This window comes from Dyadobacter luticola, from assembly GCF_005860805.1.
GTDB lineage: Bacteria > Bacteroidota > Bacteroidia > Cytophagales > Spirosomataceae > Dyadobacter > Dyadobacter luticola.
Window position 1 is genome coordinate 94,294 of sequence record NZ_VCEJ01000005.1, and the last position, 18,038, is coordinate 112,331.

The following is an 18,038-nucleotide window of genomic DNA, read 5'->3' on the forward strand; positions in this document are numbered from 1 at the left end:
ATACATTACTTCATTTTAGATCTGCAAAATGGGTTTTTGTTTAAATAAGCAAGGTAAATTAGGCACTGCTTAACATTCATTTGCAAAAACCATTCCATAAAAGCCTATTACGGCGTTTCTGGTAGGGTTGTGGATGTAATCTGGAAAATCACCATTCTAATATCCTGAAAATGAAAAAGGAAGAGCGAAATGATCACCCTTCCTTTTCTGAAATGCCTGTAACGATAGGTATTAGGCGTCGTCCCCACCACCCGAAATCTTCCCGAACCGGTACTGAAACGTCAGGTTAACAAGTCTGTTGGTCTGATGCCAGTACGAATCCTGGGAGTAAGTGGCCGTGTTCAACTGACTTTTGTAGGCGCGGGACAAAAAGATGTCCTGCACATTAAATGAAATTGTTGCTTTTTTTTCCAGCAAGTCTTTTCTAATACCCATATTGGCGATAAAAACACCCTGCCTTGTTCCCTGCGCAATCGCCCGCGGGCCCTCATAATTCACATAAGCCGAGGCGCGGAAGTCGGCGGGTAATGTTACAAAAGCATTCAGGTTACCCGAGTAGCTCCACGTCCGGTTGTCGATCTGCGCCAGTGCGGATACTACCTCGTTGCGGAAGAAGCGGCCGCTGCCATTGATCTTCAAAACATCGCCAAACTTTTGAGAAAAATCGGTTTCAAAACCGTAAGAAAGCTCACGGCCCACATTATCGTACCGCGTTAGAGAAACGCCAGCTTCATCCACGGTGCGGATCTGGGTGATGGCATTGTTGGAATAATTCATAAACAAGGAAGGCCCGAAACCACCCGACTCTTCATAATTGGAATAACCCAGCTCCGCATTGTGCGTGAACTCGGGACGCAGGTTCGGGTTACCCGATTTTACGTTTCTTGGATCGGATACGTCGGTGTAGGGATTAAGCCAGTCGGCTTCCGGACGCTGTACGCGGCGGCTGTAATTCAGTTTCAGCTGCGAAGTTTCGTTCAGCTTGCGGGTCAGTGCCAGCGACGGTACCAATGTTAAAAATTGTACGCCAAATTCCCGGCCGATGCTTACCTGATCAATATTCTGATTGTAATCGGTCACCCGCAAACCAGCCCGCATGCCCCAGAGATCGGTTTTTTGGGAGAATGTCATGAAGCCCGTGTAAGTCGCATCGCTATAACTAAATACGTTACTAATGTTGGGGTCAAATTCGTAGGAGCTCGTTTCGCGGTTTAAATTGTAAAACGAATTGGTATTATCATTCGAGCTGGTCCGCGTCCGCAAACCTACCTCCAGTGTTGATTTCGGCGTGATCGGCCAGGTGTAATCCGTGTTCAGGAAAAGCGATCTGCGGTTGTTATTACGCAGGTTTTGCTGGTTTTTGATCAAACTGTCGATCTTGCTATCCTGCAAAAAGTACGATTCTCCATCCGACCCGCCCAGCGAGTAGCTCGACTGGAAATTAAACTGGTGGTCTTTGTCCGCAAATTTCTTCCGGTAATCGAGACTGAAATTCACGTTGTTACCATTTCCCTTACTGTTATTAATCCGGTTGAAATTCCCGCTCGAAACACTGCCAGCGAGGTTTTCATTAAAAATGTTGCTGTTATTCCGGTTGTTGTCCAGCGAATAATTGATCCCGGCTTCCAGTGAATTTTTATCATTGATATCGTAATTGACACCTACGCGGCCAAAGGCATTTTTCCCTTTATTCGTGCCGGTCCCCGATTGTTTCAGAGTAGAAACGGTTTCCGAAATAAAATTCTCGCGGGTCAGGTTACGCTCCCAGCCCATGCCGCGGGTATTGCCGCTGAGCGAAGCATTCACGCCCACTTTTCCGGCTCGGTAGCTGATGTTACCGGATGCATTGTTGTTATTTTTATTTCCGAGACTCAGCCGCATGCCGCCATTCATGCCGTGGATCTTATTTTTCTTGGTAATAATGTCGATCACCCCTGATGCACCTTCGCCTTCATATTTCGCCGACGGCGTCGTCATTACATCGATACGCTCGATGAGGTTGGCCGGAAATGATTGCAGGATGGTCGGAAGATCGGCGCCATAGAGGTTGGACGGTTTTCCGTCGATCAGCACCACTACATTTCCTTTGCCGCGCACCTGCGGGTTACCATTTTCGTCCAGCGAAACCGCCGGTACTTTTTCCAGCAAGTCGCTTACATTGTTACTGTTAGCCAGCAAATCCTTCCCGATCGTGATCATTTTTTTATCAATGTCATCCACGATCATGCTCTTCTCGCCTTTTACGACTACTTCGTTAAGCTTCTGCGCTTCCGCCAGCACCGTAATGTTTCCGAGGTCGACCATATTTCCCTCGGCCGCCATTTTTACATTCGCGACAAATTTGGTCTGGTAGCCCAGGTTGGTAATTTTCAGGATATAGCTGCCGGGAGGCACATTGGTAATTGTAAAAACCCCGTTTTCATCCGCCACGACACCATTGGCCAGTGTAGAATCCTTCGAAGCCAGAAGCGCCACCGTCGCGAAGCTTACGCCAGCATTAGCAGGCGATTCTACGATTTTCCCGACCAGCTTGCCGCCATCAGCCCGGAAGTTTTTAGAAATATTTACGGGATTTTTATAACTTTTCGTAAAAGCAAGAAGAGGCAGGTGAAGCGCTAATAAGGCCACAATGCCAGCAAAACGGGTATTTTTCACAGGTTTAGGATTTTGATTTTTATTAGGAGTTAAGCGGATTCTGCTGAGTAAGTGCGTGCTAAAATAGTACAAATCCGTTTTTGCCACATGCTTTGCAAATCGGAAGAACCATAGAATTGGTAACGCACCCGGTCGCAAAACAATTATATAAAAGTATGAAAAAATCGAGATTAGAGATATAAAATGTGGCTTCCCTAAGTGCGTATAACGAAGCTGGAAGCTAAATGCGTTTTGTATATTTGTCTACCAAAAGTGGACCATATGAAAAACAAGCGAATACAGTTTTATAGTTCTTTTGAAGAAATGAACAGAGACGAGATTCAAAGGAATATCAATATGTCTTTGCAGGAGCGTTGGGAGACTTTCTGGAAGCTTAAGAAATTTTATAAGGAATTTTTTGGCAGACCTGAAAATGAGGTGTCTGAGGAACCGCGTAAAAAACGAATTATCATTTTGAAGCCAGAATGGATTTAGAGAATCAGGATTTTCTCGATTTTGTCAGAGCAGCCAGAGAAATTGAAAATTTTAGCACGGCGTCCAAAAGATCTGCGTGATGTCGTACTCATTGATGAAATTTTAGAAGAATTATCCAGGAAAAATAACGAGTAACCTTCCCCTTCCTGCCAAACATGGTACATTTGTAGCATGTACAAAATCCTGATCTCACCTTTACTCTTCCTGTTTGATGCCGAGCGGATCCACTATTTTGTGGCGGAGGTATTGCACATTGCGTTCAAAATCCCCTTTCTTCCCAACATTCTTAAAAGTATCTACACATTCGAGCACCCCGATCTGGTGCAGGAAGTGGCTGGATTGAAATTCAGAAATCCGGTAGGACTTGCTGCGGGTTTTGATAAGAATGCGGAAATGGTAGACCAGCTCGAAGCGCTGGGTTTCGGATTTATTGAGATTGGTACCGTGACGCCGCGGCCGCAGCCGGGCAATGATAAGCCCCGACTTTTCAGGTTGAAAAAGGATAAAGCCCTGATCAACAGGATGGGCTTTAATAACAAAGGCGCTGGCGTAGCAGCCGGGAAGCTTTCAAAACGGAAATCAAAAATTCTGGTCGGCGGTAATATTGGGAAAAATAAGGATACCCCAAATGAAAATGCACTGGACGATTACCTGATCTGTTTCCGGGAGTTATTTGACGTCGTCGATTATTTTGTCGTCAATGTAAGCTCGCCAAATACGCCTGGTTTGCGCGATTTGCAGGAAAAAGGGCCGCTTACTGCGTTACTCCGCGAATTGCAGAAAAAGAATCAGGAAAAAATTAATCCAAAACCCATATTTTTAAAGATTGCGCCTGATTTGACTTGGAGCCAGCTGGACGATATCATTGATATTGTAAAACAAACAGGTATCGCTGGCGTTATCGCAACGAACACAACCATAAGCCGGGAAAACCTGAAAACGGACCGGGCGGAAGTAGAGAAACTGGGTGCAGGCGGTCTCAGCGGAGCCCCGCTCACGCACCGGTCAACGGAAGTAATTCGTTACCTTTGCGATCAATCCAATCATGCTTTTCCAGTCATCGGTGTAGGCGGTATCTCCTCACCGGGTGACGCTTTGGAAAAAATCAAAGCCGGTGCCGGACTTGTCCAGGTTTATACCAGCTTCATTTATGAAGGACCCGGATTGGCCAGCCGGATTTGTAAGGCGCTGGTTAATAAATAGCATCTGAAAACAGCATTCACGCATTCCCAGAGTCGAATAATGTCAGTTAATAAGCCAAGAGGAAACACTCAGCGTCAAAAGGCAGAGGACGCGCCACGTTCCCGTTTTAGTTTATCTTTCGATTGGGAACAGATATTTTCCAGTCCGAAAAATACCCTCGCCTGGGGTATTTTCTTCATTTTGCTCGGGATCATTCTCGAAATTTCATTCATATCCTACGTCGTCACCGGCATCTCTGATCAGAGTGTTATAGATGGTCTCGGGCAGCTTTCGGTCCGTGACGCGGGGAATCAAACACGCAACTTTTTCGGTGTGCTCGGCGCCGTCGTTTCCCACTTTTTTGTCTATCGCTGGTTTGGCGTGGGTTCATTATTGCTCCCGCTGGTGCCGATTGTAGCGGGTTGGAAACTGGCGTTCGGAAGAGAATTTCTGCCTTTATCACGCACCACCAAAGAAGTGATTTTCTTCACGCTCTGGGTAAGCGTGCTCATGGGATACATTATTTTAATGAGCAATACCGAGAATGATCTGAGCTTCGTGTCGGGTGGTTTTGGATATCTCGTGAATGTGATTTTGTTCGACTGGCTGAAATGGGGAAGTGTCATCCCAATCATTTTTGCCCTTTTTGTGTTTGCCGTCTTTTTCTACGATGCGCGCTCGGCTTATGAGGCCTGGCAGCTGAAAAATGCGAAACCTGAGGAGCCGCTGGAAGTCAAAGAAGATATTCTGGCGCAATCGCTCAATGGTACTGCTATCGCAAAACCGGCTGCAAAAGCGAGCACTTTCTCGGTAGTAGATGATACGTATGATGATTATGGCGCAGGTGAAGAAGAAGCAGATATTTTGGAAGAACTGGAAGAAGCGGTTGCTGCGGAAGAACCTGTATTGGAAGTGAAAAACGGGCAGCCGACTGCAATACCTGTCGCCCCACCGATCCCGACGCCCGTCGTCACTCCCGACGCCAGGCTGGAATTGGAGGTGGAAGATACGACCCAGGTTGCGCCGGAGCCGGAAGAAGATTTGGAGGAAGAGGACATTAATATATCTATTTTACGGGAATTCGGGCAATATGATCCGATGCTCGACCTGCCGACCTACAAATTCCCGAACATTGATTTGCTGAATGAAGTGCATGAAAACCAGCATGAAAAGGTAAGTCAGGAGGAATTGGAAAGTAACAAAACCAAAATTGTAGATACGCTGGGGAGTTACGGGATCAACATTTCCAAGATCAAGGCGACCATCGGGCCGACGGTAACATTGTATGAGATCATCCCGGAAGCCGGTGTCCGTATTTCGAAGATCAAAAACCTGGAAGGTGACATTGCGCTGAGTTTGGCGGCACTGGGAATCCGGATCATTGCGCCGATGCCGGGACGTGGTACCATCGGTATTGAAGTGCCGAATAAGAACCGGGAGACTGTTTTTGCCAGATCCGTACTTGCTAATGAGCGCTTTCAAAAGTCTAATTTTGATCTGCCGATTGTTTTGGGAAAAACCATTTCCAACGACATTCACATTGTGGATCTCGCTAAAATGCCGCACTTACTCATGGCCGGTGCGACAGGTCAGGGAAAGTCGGTGGGGTTGAATGTGATCCTGGCATCATTGATCTATAAAAAACACCCGGCCGAGCTGAAATTTGTCCTCGTCGATCCAAAAAAAGTGGAGTTAACCCTCTTCAACAAGCTGGAAAGGCACTTTTTAGCGAAGCTGCCGAATGCAGAAGAGGCGATTATTACCGATACGAAAAAGGTGATTTTTACATTGAACTCACTTTGTATCGAGATGGATTCACGCTACGATTTGCTCAAAGAAGGCGCCGTGCGGAACCTTAAAGAATACAATGCCAAATTTGCCCAGCGACGCCTGAACCCTGAAAAAGGCCATCGGTTCCTGCCATATATCGTGCTCGTGATCGATGAGTTGGCAGATTTAATGATGACCGCCGGCAAAGAAGTGGAAACACCGATTGCACGTCTGGCACAGCTGGCCCGTGCCGTGGGGATTCACCTCGTGGTTGCAACGCAAAGACCTTCGGTAAAAGTGATTACCGGTTTGATCAAAGCCAACTTCCCGGCCCGGCTATCATTTCGGGTAACTTCCAGCATTGACTCCCGTACCATTCTAGACATGGGCGGTGCCGAGCAGCTGGTAGGGCAGGGCGATATGCTGCTGGCCATCAACTCCGAAGTGATCCGTCTGCAATGTCCGTTTATCGATACCCGTGAAGTGGAGGATGTATGTGAATATATTGGTTCGCAGCGAGGTTACGACGAAGCTTATGCATTGCCGGAATATGAAGGCGAGGATGCTTCCGAAGGAAAAGCAGACCTCAATCCGGATGATTTCGACGGCCTGCTGCCGGATGCAGCACGGTTGATCGTAACCCACCAGCAGGGCAGTACTTCCCTTATCCAGCGGAAAATGAAGCTGGGCTACAACCGTGCAGGCCGCATTATGGACCAGCTCGAAACCCTCGGCGTAGTCGGTCCGTTCACCGGCAGCAAAGCCCGTGATGTGATGTTCCACGACCTCAATATGTTGGAAGAACATTTGCGGGTGATGGGGATCCATTAAACCTTCTCGTGGATCGCTGGTCTAAATTTTATACATATATCATTCAACATCTTCTTTATTTAACTTACTAGAAACCAAATCTTTAATATGCGAAATTCAAAAATCAAGGTTTTCACGATTGCATTTACGCTGATTTTCCTGCTGGGCTCACTCTCAACATTTGCGCAAGGAGATAAAAAATCATCGGCGATCCTGGAAGCGATGAGCAAGAAATACCAGCAGATCAAGTCGTTTAAGGCAGTTTTTACCTACACACCGAAAGGAGAAAAACCATTGAAAGGTGAGGCGACGGTAAAAGGCATGAAGTTCAGGCTGAAAATGGCTGGTCAAGAGATTTTTAATGATGGCAAGCTGATGGCGACCTACATTAAGGAAACCAACGAGGTGAATTTGCAGGATGCCGACCCGACTGCGGGCGGAGATCTTGATCCGACAAAAATTTACTCGGCTTATAAAAAGGGTTTTAAATACGTTTACCTGAAAGAAAAGAAAGAAGGTACCAAGGCCCTGGACGTAGTGGAGCTGACTTCTACGAACAAAAGCAGCCAGGTAGATAAAGTGGAAATTGAGGTTAACAAAGCAGATAAGTCGATCAATGCCTGGAAGATTTTCCAGAAAAATGGCCAGGAAGTAGTTTACAAAGTGGAACAGTTCCAGCCTGATGTAAATGTGGCCGACAGCTTTTTTGCATTTAATACCAAGCAATATCCAGGCGTAGAAGTGGTCGATCTTCGGTAATCTGAAACACTTAGCTGGAAAAGAGAAAAGGGGGAATTCGCTACGAATTCCCCCTTCTTTGATAGTATGCCTAGTGTACTTCTGATCAGTTTACTGCTTCGTGCAAGTCGCGGTATTTTTTGATCAGGTTATGCGATTCGAGCAATTCTGCTTTCTGGTTCGCAATGATCTGACGAATGTTTACAGGCAGATCTGCATCTGTTGCCAGCGCATCGTCATAGGCTTCCTGAGCAGCATCTTCGCCATATTCGCAGCTTTCAAGAACAGAAGTTCTGTCGTGACCAGTGAATGTTGCTTTAATGTCCATCCAAACACGGTAGATTTTACCAGAGTTGGTAGTACCAGTTGCTACGTCGCCGCCCAGATTTCTAACTTCTGCGCTCAGTTCGTTAATATTTTCACGGCTTTCGTTTGCCATTTTTTGGAAAATACCTCTCAGGTCTACATCAATATCTTCTACTTCGCTAATTGCTTTTTCATAACCGTCAATACGGTCGTTATTGATCCTGATCAGGTCGTTTAATACTTCGGTGAGATTTTCGTTGGTTTCCATGATGTTGAAAGTTATAGTTTGTGATAAATTTTCATTGTTTGCTAGGGATGGTTAAAATCCTGTGCCATTTAGCTGACAGGCAGAATTTTAAGGGTTTTGAGTAACGATCGCAATACGTATATGTTGCCGATTTTACCCGCAGTTACTTACCTCCCCGATGCTACACCTGGTGGCCCAGCAGATACTTTACACGCTGCTCGCTCGCTGAAAAAAGCTTTGTTTCTTCCGCTTCCCGGTTCACAAATCGCTGGATTTTACCGTTTTCATAAGCCCTGAAAACTGCCGGGTGCACATAATATTTTTTGCAAACTGCCCGCGTATTTCCCAAATGCGCCGCCACCACATCCAGACAGGTATTCACTGTGCGCGTGTACTGCCGCTGCGAGGTATAAGGTTCCTGCATGCTCAGGTATTCGAATGCAGTAACCGTACCCATCCACGTGCGGAAGTCCTTTGCGGAAAAATGAGACCCGGTATGTTCGCGGATGTAATCATTGACCTGTCGTGCATTCAATGAGCAGCGGCCGTTTTCCGTCACGTATTGAAATAATCGCTTGCCGGGCATCTGCTTGTAAATCTGTACGAGCCGCGCCAGCTGCGTGTCCCGCAGGGTAATATCCTGTTTAACGCCTTTTTTTCCTGTAAACATAAACCGGATCCTGCTTCCGGTTACCGTAGCGCAGCGGGCGTCGAGCGTGGTAATGCCCGAGGATCCGTGCTTCAACTTGTACCGCTGGTTTCCTACGCGGATGCAGGTTTTGTCCATGAGCTTAATGACCAAAGCGATGGATTTTTGTAAATCCAGATCACGTTTTCTCAGATCATGCTCCACCTGCTCCCGGAGAAGCGGCAATGCTTCCGAGAATGTCAGCAGCTTGTAGTATTTGGTTTGATTCCGGATCAGGTTCCAGTGCGGGTGATAGCGATATTGCTTCCGGCCCGCATCGTCGATGCCCGTGGCCTGCAAGTGTGACTCAGTATCCGCGCTGATCCATACATCCTTCCAGGCCGGCGGCAGCACCAGCGACTTGATCCGCTTAATGATCTGCTGGTCTTTGACCCGGTTATTCTGATGATCGACATAAAAAAAGCGGGGTGATTTGCCCTTCCTGGTAAATCCTGGCGCTCCGCTGGACTGAACATAATTGAGTCCGGCAGCTGCTGCGGTGAGGGCGGGGTCTTTTCTTAATTTCTTGAATTGTCTTGCGGTGATAACAGGTTCTCCTGTTAAGGTACCAACGGCTACGGCTACCGACATTTTGGCTATTTTAAACTTTGTCCCACAGTTATAATAAAGTGATACCAGTTTGAAAGCCCACAAAAAATCCTCAGCAGATTTCGTTTTGAAATTTTGCTGAGGAAGTATCTACTCAGTTGGGATCAGCCAACGTGCTATATCACCGGGAAATAAATTTGAAAAACAGAACCTTCTCCCGGCTCGGAATCGGCGAAGATAAAGCCCTGGTGGTTTTCCATGATCTTCTTGCAAATAGCAAGACCAATGCCGGTGCCAGGATATTTGTGCGCCGGGTGAAGCCGCTGGAAAACATCAAAAATCCTGTTTTTATATTCCTCTTCAAACCCGATACCATTATCCTGGAAAGCGATCCGGTAATATTCCGTATTACGCAGCGCTTTTTCATGGTCGATCTGCTCGCCGGCGAGCATGTCCACTTTTACCTGAATTGAAGGTTCCACACCGGGTTTGGTGAACTTGATGGCATTGTTGAGCAGGTTGATGAAAAGCTGGCGTATCTGGAAGCTAATTACGTCCAGCTCGGGCAGCTTATCGGAAACGATTACGGCATTTTTTTCCGCGATCACATCCTGCAATTCTTCCAGCGCTTCTGCCAGGATTTCATTAAGGTCTGTTTTTTCAAAAACCTTGTCCATGTTTCCGGCTTTTGAATAAGCGAGGATATCTTCGATCAGCAGCTGCATTTTCTCCGCGGCAAAGCGCATACGCTCCACTGAATCCTTCACCTGCACCGAAAGATCGGGATCTTCGCGGTCGAGTACCTTGGAGGCAAAAATCTGAATTTTCCGCAGCGGTTCTTTCAAATCGTGTGTGCTGATCCAGTTGATGTTGGCCAGCTCCTTGTTGGCCGTGCGCAGTTCCTCATTCAGGATGCGGTTTTTATCTTCCTGCTTTTGGATCAGCTGAAAGTTCATGTGCTTCTGCAAAGCGTACGAAAAGCTCGTAGCTGCATTGATCTCGGATTTCCGCCAGGGGATGCTTTTGTTTTTTACCACTTCCATCCATAGCTCGAAAGATTTTCGGGGCGAAAGGCGGAAGCCGTCCTCATTTTGCAGCACGGCCTTGTCCGGATTTCCTGCCCAGCTGATGGTATCGACCTGCTCCCTGCGGAGCCACATGATGCCGTCGGTATTGGATAATGAATGATAAATAACTCCCGACGCATATTTCGCGACGGATTCTGCCTTCGGATATACATTCAGCAGAGACCGGGTATGAAAACTTTTGGCAGGATAACGTTCGCCAAGGAAATGCAGCAGTTCCAGAATGTCCTCATCCTCGGGCACCAATCCGTTTTTATATAAAATCCCATCATGCAGGACTACCGCACCGGTAGCATTGGCCAGGTCCAGGAGGGATTTTGATTGAAAGCTTTGCTCAACAAAATTTTCACGCTCGTGAAGCGAAGTCAGCGAGGCCACCAGCGCTTTGTCGAGTTGCTGGCTCACGTCAAACTCTTCCGCTACCTCTCTTACAGAAATCTGCGAGGTAAGAAAATTACCTTGCAGCAATGCCGAAAGCCGCGAGTAATAGGGCAGCACCAGCGGTGAATAATGGTGGCAGGCGATGAGCCCCCACAGCTTCTGGTTATGCAATAGCGAAATCGTCAGGGTAGCGCCCACGCCCATGTTTCGGAGGTACTCGATGTGGATCGGCGAGACGCTTCTTAAAATGGACATGCCCAGATCCAGCGATTGATTGCTTTTTTCGGCCCCGTCTCCGGTTGTGGAATCGTCGAGCGTGAGCAGTGGCACCGGGACATAATTAATGTCGGCGATCATGCGCAGCGGATTCTTGATATAGAGCTCGCGCGCCTGAACAGGAATATCGGTATGCGGGTATTTTTGTCCGGCAAAGGAAACAAGGTCTTCGCGCCGGCTTTCCGCAATCACCTCGCCATTATAATCTTCGTCGAATTTATAGATCATCACCCGGTCGTATCCGGTGATGGAGCGGGTTTCGGTCGCCATTTCCTGGCAGAGCTCCGTCAGGTAGGCCGATTTTTCCATGATCGACACAAATTTCCTGGTCTGATTGTACAGGTTCGGAAGGTTAATCGTACCGTCGGGGAAAGGTTCGAGTTCAAGGATCAGGTTATCGCCGCTTGTGTGAACCGTCGTATTGTATGAAATATCGTGTAGGGTAAACACAAACGGATGTGCCGAGTCGATGGTGCCGCTGTTCGCGTAGAGGTCAAACGCGCGGGAATCTTCCTCGGAAAATATCTCACCCAGCGATTTGCCCAGCACTTTTTCAGGCGTAAGGCCAATGTATGTTGTTGTATTCTGGCTGCAATATTCGACGCGGGAAGTACCTGCTTTTACCGCAAGTAAAAAACCGTGAGGCTGAATGCTCCCCGGAATGTGTATTGGCTCACTTTCGCAATTTGTCAGGTTTACGATATCCCTGTTAACGATGTCTTTAATATTCATTATCCTTCAATTGCTGCCGCTGAGCCAATGATCTATGTGAGTGAATGTTCTTTTTGCGCTTTCTATAATTTTCTTGGCCGCGCCGTCGCTTTCAGCCTGTTGGCCAAGCGCAGCCATAAATGACTTCCACCGTGGCCCGGTTTCTGCGCCGTAACCCCAGAAATACGAAGCGCCGCTTTCCGAATCCAGTCCGAGCGTTTCGTGAATGTGCTTGTATAAAATCCTTCCTCCCAGGGTAGAACCTTCCAGCACATACATAATGCCCATCGCTTCGGAGGTATCTTCAAAATGAAATTGAAAAACAGGTATTGCATCAATTTCAACGTCGCTCATGCCGGTAGAAGAAAGATCCTCAATGATCTGGCCTGATTTATAACGTCCGCTGAGATCAGGCAAATGCTGGCTGACGGCCGGAAAAACCTGGTCCTCGCAGGCAATCGTAACCCCGTAAAGTTTTGAAAGATAAGCCTGATAATCTGCTAATGTGACGCCCGGGTCCAGTATGGCTTTGGAAAGCGGATTTTCTTCCAGTTTCTGATGACTTTCTGAGGTTTCCTGCCTTAAACTTTTAACGAAATAGTCCTGATCCTTGCTGAATAGAGTTGGTTCACCCATGAGGTTAGAGAGGTCGGTATCGATTAAGCCTAGTTGGTTATCAAAAATTGTTCCACAATGAAATCCGCGCTTCTCTTATGACCCTCTGACAGGCATTTTTTCAGAATTTCCACCAATCCGTCAAAGCTCGTTGGTTTTTGAATGTAGAGGTTTGCGCCACCTTTATAAGCCGATTCCCACAGGTACTGTGCAATAGAAGTGGACAGAATTATGATGGGTGTTTCTTCAAATCCCGGGGTCGACCGGATCTCCGTAAGGCATTCCAGGCCATTTTTGACCGGCATATTCATATCGAGAAATATAACATCTGGCTTTACATCCCCGTCTTCAAGAATATTCATCAACTCCATACCATTGTCCGCAATCAGCAGTTCCATCGGGCTTGGCAGCTGTTGCAACGCCTCCTGAAATAAAAAGGTATCGTCGTCGTCGTCGTCCGCAAGAAGAATTCGAAAAGGTTTAACGTAACTCATTATAGGTATTAAAACAGCGGGGTCAAGTATTCTTTGTGAAAGCTAATTTAAAAGTATAGCGAATGCTATTTCAAAATTAACACATCTTTTGCGAAGAATAAATACCCTAAGTGACCTCGTGTTTCGCAAACTGCTTTGGTCGATTGGCATGCTTTTTTGAGCTAGCAAGTTGTTAAGTCACAAAAAAATGAAAATAATTATGAAAAAGATGACACTTAGCTGTATGGTATTGGCCACAATGATGGCTTTCTCAGCTTGTACCAGTAATAAATCAGAAGATTCGAAAGAAGTTGCGGAAGAGCAAAATGACCAAAAATTGGATGATACCAAACTCGAAGACGATTCTGAATTTGCGGTGGAAGCTGCGGATGGCGGAATGATCGAGGTGAAGCTTGGTGAGCTGGCACAAACCAATGGAACCAGCGATGCAGTGAAAAAATTTGGTGCGCAAATGGTGAAAGACCATAGTGCGGCAGGCGAGGAATTGAAAAAACTGGCGAGCCAGAAGAACATTACTTTGCCGACTGTATTGAGCGATGACAAACAAAAAACGTATGATGACCTGGCCGAGAAAAAAGGCAAGGATTTCGATAAAGCTTATGTGTCCCTGATGGTGGACGACCACAAAAAGGATATCAGGGAATTTGAAAAAGCCGCAAGCGATGCCAAAGATCCGGATGTAAAATCCTGGGCGTCTGGCAAGTTGCCAACATTGAAACATCACCTGGAAATGATCGAGGCGATCCATGATGCTGAAAAATAAGCGATTGGATTAATGCTTAAAATGGTCCCGGGGCCGGATTCTGCTTGTCAGTTTCCGGCCTTTTCTTTTAAATACATCTCCGCTATCTTCACAAGTTATCGTCCCAAATGCTTGCTTAATAGTTTTCGATAAGTTTATTTTGTCTACCAATTTAATAGAGTATTGTATGGATGCCTTTTTTACCAAAACCTTATCCTGGAAGCGCATCGGCTTTTTGAGCCTTGCAATCACCCTTTTTTCAATCTGCTCTTTTGGACAAAACACCCAGCGTCCCAACATTATTTTTATTTTTTCGGATGATCATGCCTACCAGGGGATCGGGGCGTACGGTAATAAAATTGTAAAAACACCCAACATTGACCGCATAGCCAGAGAAGGCGCACTTTTAACCAATAACCTGGTAACCAATTCCATCTGCGGACCAAGCCGCGCTACATTACTGACTGGAAAATATAGCCACCTCAACGGATACAAACGCAACGATAATACCCGGTTCGATACCAGCCAGACTTTGCTTTCGGAAACATTACGAAAGAATGGTTACCAAACAGCGTGGATCGGAAAAATGCATTTAAACAGTCTCCCGGCCGGTTTCGATTACTGGAATGTGCTGCCAGGTCAGGGAAATTATTATAATCCGGATTTTATCGGTCAGCCCAATGATACCACGCGGCATACCGGCTATGTTTCCGATTTGATCACAAAATTTTCCACCGAGTGGCTTGCAAAAAGGGACGATTCCAAACCTTTTTTCCTGATTGTCGGACATAAAGCAACCCACCGCGAGTGGCTGCCGGACTTGCAGGATTTGGGTGCTTATGATAATGTTACTTTTCTTCTGCCTTCCAATTTTTATGATGATTACAAAGGCAGGGCTGCGGCGAAAGACCAGGATATGACCATCAATAAAACCATGCGCCTGAAAGAAGACCTTAAAGTGGATGTCGATTATGAAAAAGACTGGACTTACAGGCGGCTCAATCCGGAGCAGAAAAAGGTTTTCAAAGGTTATTATGATAAAATTTCAAAAGAATACCACGATAGAAAGCTGACCGGAAAGGCACTGATTGAGTGGAAATACCAGCGCTATCTCCGCGATTATTTTTCGGTGGCCAACTCGCTGGACAGGAACATTGGTAAGCTGCTGGATTATCTGGACAAAAGTGGTTTGGCAAAGAATACCGTCGTGATTTACGCTTCCGACCAGGGATTTTATCTGGGAGAGCACGGCTGGTTCGACAAACGTTTTATCTATGAGGAATCCCTGAAAACGCCTTTTGTGATCCGGTATCCGGGCGTGATCAAGCCGGGTTCGAAAGTATCCGACCTGATCCTGAACATTGACTGGGCGCCGACGGTCCTCAACATTGCCGGAGTAAAAACGCCGGCCGATATGCAGGGAAAATCGTTTTTGCCTTTGTTAAAATCTGATCGGGTTGCGCAGGTTCCGTGGCGCAAAGAAGCCTACTATCATTATTACGAATTTCCGGAGCCGCACCACGTTTACCCTCATTTCGGGCTGAGGACCAGCCGGTATAAGCTGGCGTATTTCTATGGCGGCGCGGATTCGTGGGAGTTATTTGACCTGCAAAAAGACCCGACGGAAGTTTCGAACATTTATGGAACAAAAGGTACCGAGCGCATTACAGCAGACCTGAAAGCAAAGCTGAAAGTGCTGATGACGGAGTACAAGGACGACGAGGCGTTGAAAATCCTGGCCACGGCAAAAAATTAAACGGTGCAAAAAACAGCATACGACGCAGTAGTGATCGGCTCGGGCCCAAACGGGCTGGCGGCGGGCATTACCTTGCAGCGTGCCGGATTTACTGTTTTGATCGTGGAGGCAAAACTGACAGTCGGTGGAGGAATGCGCTCGCAGGAGCTGACATGGCCTGGATATGTGCACGACGTTTGTTCGGCGGTGCATCCGATGGCGCTGCTTTCGCCATTTTTCAAGTCGCTGCCTTTGAAGGATTTTGGGCTGGAATTTATTGATCCAAAGTGGGCAGCCGCGCATCCTTTTGATGATGGCAGTGCAGCTATTTTGGAACAATCGCTGGAAGGTACAGCCGACAGACTGGGACGCGATGGATCGGCTTACCGAAATTTCATGGAGCCGCTGCTGGAAGATATTCCGGATTTGCTGCCAGAATTATTAGGTCCATTTCACTGGCCGAAAAAGCCAATCGCGATGGCGAAGTTTGGCATAAAAGCATTGCCCTCTGCGAAACACACGGCTAAAAATTTTAAAACAAAAGAAGCAAGAGGACTCTGGGCCGCAATGGCCGCGCATAGCATTCAGCCGCTGCAAAATGTAGCAACCTCTGCATTTGGGATCATGTTGATGGCGGCGGCACATTTAAACAACTGGCCCATTCCAAAAGGTGGGAGCCAGTCGATTGCTGATGCGCTGACAGCTTATTTCAAATCATTGGGCGGCGAAATACAAACCGGTTTTGAAGTGAAAACATTAACCCAGCTGCCTGCTGCGAAGGTAATCCTGGCCGACATTACGCCGCGGCAGCTGATCAAAATTGCTGGCGATACATTGAGCGCATCTTACCGGGCAAAGCTGGAAAAATACCGGTACGGGCCGGGTGTCTTTAAGATTGACTGGGCTCTGGACGATATGATCCCGTTTTCAGCCGCGGAATGTAGGCAGGCCGGGACGATACATTTGGGGAATACATTGGAGGAAATCGCGCACTACGAAAAATGTATTGCAGCCGGCAAAGAAGCCGACCGCCCTTTTGTCTTGCTCACCCAACCCAGTGTTTTTGACTGTACCCGCGCTCCCGGGTTAAGGCATACAGCCTGGGCGTACTGCCACATACCGCACGGTTCGACGCGGGATATGACCGCGGCGATCGAAAATCAGGTGGAGCGGTTTGCGCCGGGGTTTAAGAATTTGATTAAAGCAAAACACACATTCAATTCTGCTGAAATGGAGGCCTATAATCCGAATTACATTGGCGGCGACATTAATGGTGGGATCCAGGATATTTTCCAGTTGTATACCCGGCCGGTTTTGAGCGTATCGCCTTACCGGACTTCGGCCAGGAACATTTACCTCTGTTCGTCCTCGACACCTCCCGGCGGTGGAGTACACGGAATGTGCGGCTACAACGCCGCACGGCAGGTTTTAAAGGATGTTTTCAACGTAAAGTCACAAGCATAGCATCATTAATAATTGATATATGAAGGTTTTGGTGAAAGAATTTTCAGTTTTATGTTTTTTAGGCCTAATCGCGCTGGCGTCACTCAGCTGCGAGAAAAAGCAGACGGCGGAAGAAAAGAGAAAGGCGGACAGTCTCGCGCATTGCATCGCAGATGGGATGCCGTCGAGGGCTTCGGCGATCCGGAATGCCAGTAATGTGACGGCTGGAAAGGGAGATACAACCGGGATGGTTTGGATTAATGGCGGTAAATTTCTGATGGGCGCCGATGAATTCCCAGATTCCCGGCCCATGCACGAAGTTTCGGTAGACGGTTTTTATATGGATAAAACCGAAGTGACCAATGCTGAATTTGCGGCATTTGTAAAAGCAACCAACTACAAAACCGTCGCCGAGCGCCCGCTCAATCCTGCTGATTATCCCGGCGTACCTGCCGACAAACTGGTACCCGGCTCGGCGGTTTTCACACCAACCCCGACGCGCGTTTCTTTGGATAACCCGTTACAATGGTGGAATTACGTGCCGGGCGCCAACTGGGCGCATCCGGAAGGTCCTTCGAGCTCGACCAAGGGCCGTGAGAATTATCCTGTCGTACATATTTCATACGAAGATGCCGCCGCCTACGCCAAGTGGGCCGGAAAAAGATTGCCGACCGAGGCTGAGTGGGAATTTGCAGCCCAGGGCGGCCGCGGAAACCATACTTACTATTGGGGCGACGAATTGAAACCCGGAAACAAGTGGGTAGCCAACATTTACCAGGGCAGTTTTCCAGATAAAAACACCAAGGAAGACGGCTTCCTGGCCACCGCCCCTGTAAAAACTTTTCCTGCAAATCCTTATGGAATTTATGACTTGGACGGTAATGTATGGGAATGGTGTGAAGACCTTTACCGTCCCGACTATTACGCAAAAAGTGAAAAAAGTAACCCCCAAGGCCCCTCCGACAGCTACGATCCCGACGAACCCGGCGCAGTAAAACGCGTCCAGCGCGGCGGCTCATTTTTATGCAGCGACGATTATTGCATTCGTTACAAGGCGGGAAGTCGGGGAAAAGGGGAAGTTACGAGCGGGAGTAATAATTTGGGTTTTCGGTGCGTGATGGCGAAGAAGTGAAATCA

Annotated in this window: 13 protein-coding genes; 7 read left to right on the forward strand and 6 right to left on the reverse strand. The window is 47.4% G+C overall.

What is annotated here, in order from left to right; all coding sequences use genetic code 11:
* Window positions 1-231 precede the first annotated feature (231 nt).
* Window positions 232-2,655 (reverse strand): TonB-dependent receptor, encoded by a 2,424-nt coding sequence (locus FEN17_RS19445; protein ID WP_229208901.1) that lies wholly within the window; start codon window positions 2,653-2,655, stop codon window positions 232-234.
* A 645-nt stretch (window positions 2,656-3,300) separates the two neighbouring features.
* Here FEN17_RS19445 and FEN17_RS19450 point away from each other — a divergent pair.
* The 3 genes from FEN17_RS19450 (at window position 3,301) to lolA1 (ending at window position 7,650) form a co-directional block, all read left to right on the forward strand.
* Window positions 3,301-4,332, forward strand: a complete 1,032-nt coding sequence (locus FEN17_RS19450) for a quinone-dependent dihydroorotate dehydrogenase (RefSeq protein ID WP_138367066.1) — start codon at window positions 3,301-3,303, stop codon at window positions 4,330-4,332.
* A gap of 39 nt (window positions 4,333-4,371) precedes the next feature.
* Entirely contained in the window at window positions 4,372-6,912 is a 2,541-nt protein-coding gene (locus FEN17_RS19455; protein WP_138367067.1) for an FtsK/SpoIIIE family DNA translocase, read from the forward strand.
* Between the two features lie 87 nt (window positions 6,913-6,999).
* Window positions 7,000-7,650: an outer membrane lipoprotein periplasmic chaperone LolA1 gene (gene lolA1, locus FEN17_RS19460; protein WP_138367068.1), complete on the forward strand. Its 651-nt coding sequence runs from the start codon at window positions 7,000-7,002 to the stop codon at window positions 7,648-7,650.
* Between the two features lie 85 nt (window positions 7,651-7,735).
* On the opposite strand, the gene FEN17_RS19465 is transcribed toward lolA1, so the two are convergent.
* The 5 genes from FEN17_RS19465 to FEN17_RS19485 form a co-directional block, all read right to left on the reverse strand.
* The gene (locus tag FEN17_RS19465; RefSeq protein WP_138367069.1) at window positions 7,736-8,203 is read right to left on the reverse strand and encodes a ferritin-like domain-containing protein; all 468 of its coding nucleotides are present in this window, start codon (window positions 8,201-8,203) and stop codon (window positions 7,736-7,738) included.
* A 160-nt stretch (window positions 8,204-8,363) separates the two neighbouring features.
* Complete coding sequence (locus tag FEN17_RS19470) at window positions 8,364-9,461, reverse strand: DNA topoisomerase IB (RefSeq protein WP_138367070.1); 1,098 nt, start codon at window positions 9,459-9,461, stop codon at window positions 8,364-8,366.
* Window positions 9,462-9,595: 134 nt separating this feature from the next.
* On the reverse strand, window positions 9,596-11,893 hold the full coding sequence (locus FEN17_RS19475) for an ATP-binding protein (RefSeq protein ID WP_138367071.1): 2,298 nt from the start codon (window positions 11,891-11,893) through the stop codon (window positions 9,596-9,598).
* Window positions 11,894-11,899: 6 nt separating this feature from the next.
* Window positions 11,900-12,508, reverse strand: a complete 609-nt coding sequence (locus tag FEN17_RS19480; RefSeq protein ID WP_138367072.1) for a biliverdin-producing heme oxygenase — start codon at window positions 12,506-12,508, stop codon at window positions 11,900-11,902.
* 29 nt (window positions 12,509-12,537) lie between these two features.
* The gene (locus FEN17_RS19485) at window positions 12,538-12,981 is read right to left on the reverse strand and encodes a response regulator (protein ID WP_138367073.1); all 444 of its coding nucleotides are present in this window, start codon (window positions 12,979-12,981) and stop codon (window positions 12,538-12,540) included.
* 199 nt (window positions 12,982-13,180) lie between these two features.
* On the opposite strand from FEN17_RS19485, the gene FEN17_RS19490 reads away from it, so the two are divergent.
* The 4 genes from FEN17_RS19490 to FEN17_RS19505 all read left to right on the forward strand — a co-directional run bounded on the left by FEN17_RS19490 (window position 13,181) and on the right by FEN17_RS19505 (window position 18,033).
* Window positions 13,181-13,744 (forward strand): DUF4142 domain-containing protein, encoded by a 564-nt coding sequence (locus FEN17_RS19490; RefSeq protein ID WP_138367074.1) that lies wholly within the window; start codon window positions 13,181-13,183, stop codon window positions 13,742-13,744.
* A 166-nt stretch (window positions 13,745-13,910) separates the two neighbouring features.
* On the forward strand, window positions 13,911-15,479 hold the full coding sequence (locus FEN17_RS19495; protein WP_138367075.1) for a sulfatase family protein: 1,569 nt from the start codon (window positions 13,911-13,913) through the stop codon (window positions 15,477-15,479).
* Between the two features lie 3 nt (window positions 15,480-15,482).
* Window positions 15,483-16,922: a phytoene desaturase family protein gene (locus FEN17_RS19500; RefSeq protein WP_138367076.1), complete on the forward strand. Its 1,440-nt coding sequence runs from the start codon at window positions 15,483-15,485 to the stop codon at window positions 16,920-16,922.
* A gap of 19 nt (window positions 16,923-16,941) precedes the next feature.
* Window positions 16,942-18,033 carry a formylglycine-generating enzyme family protein gene (locus FEN17_RS19505; RefSeq protein ID WP_138367077.1) on the forward strand — a complete coding sequence of 364 codons (1,092 nt, stop codon included), beginning with the start codon at window positions 16,942-16,944 and terminating at the stop codon, window positions 18,031-18,033.
* Window positions 18,034-18,038 lie beyond the last annotated feature (5 nt).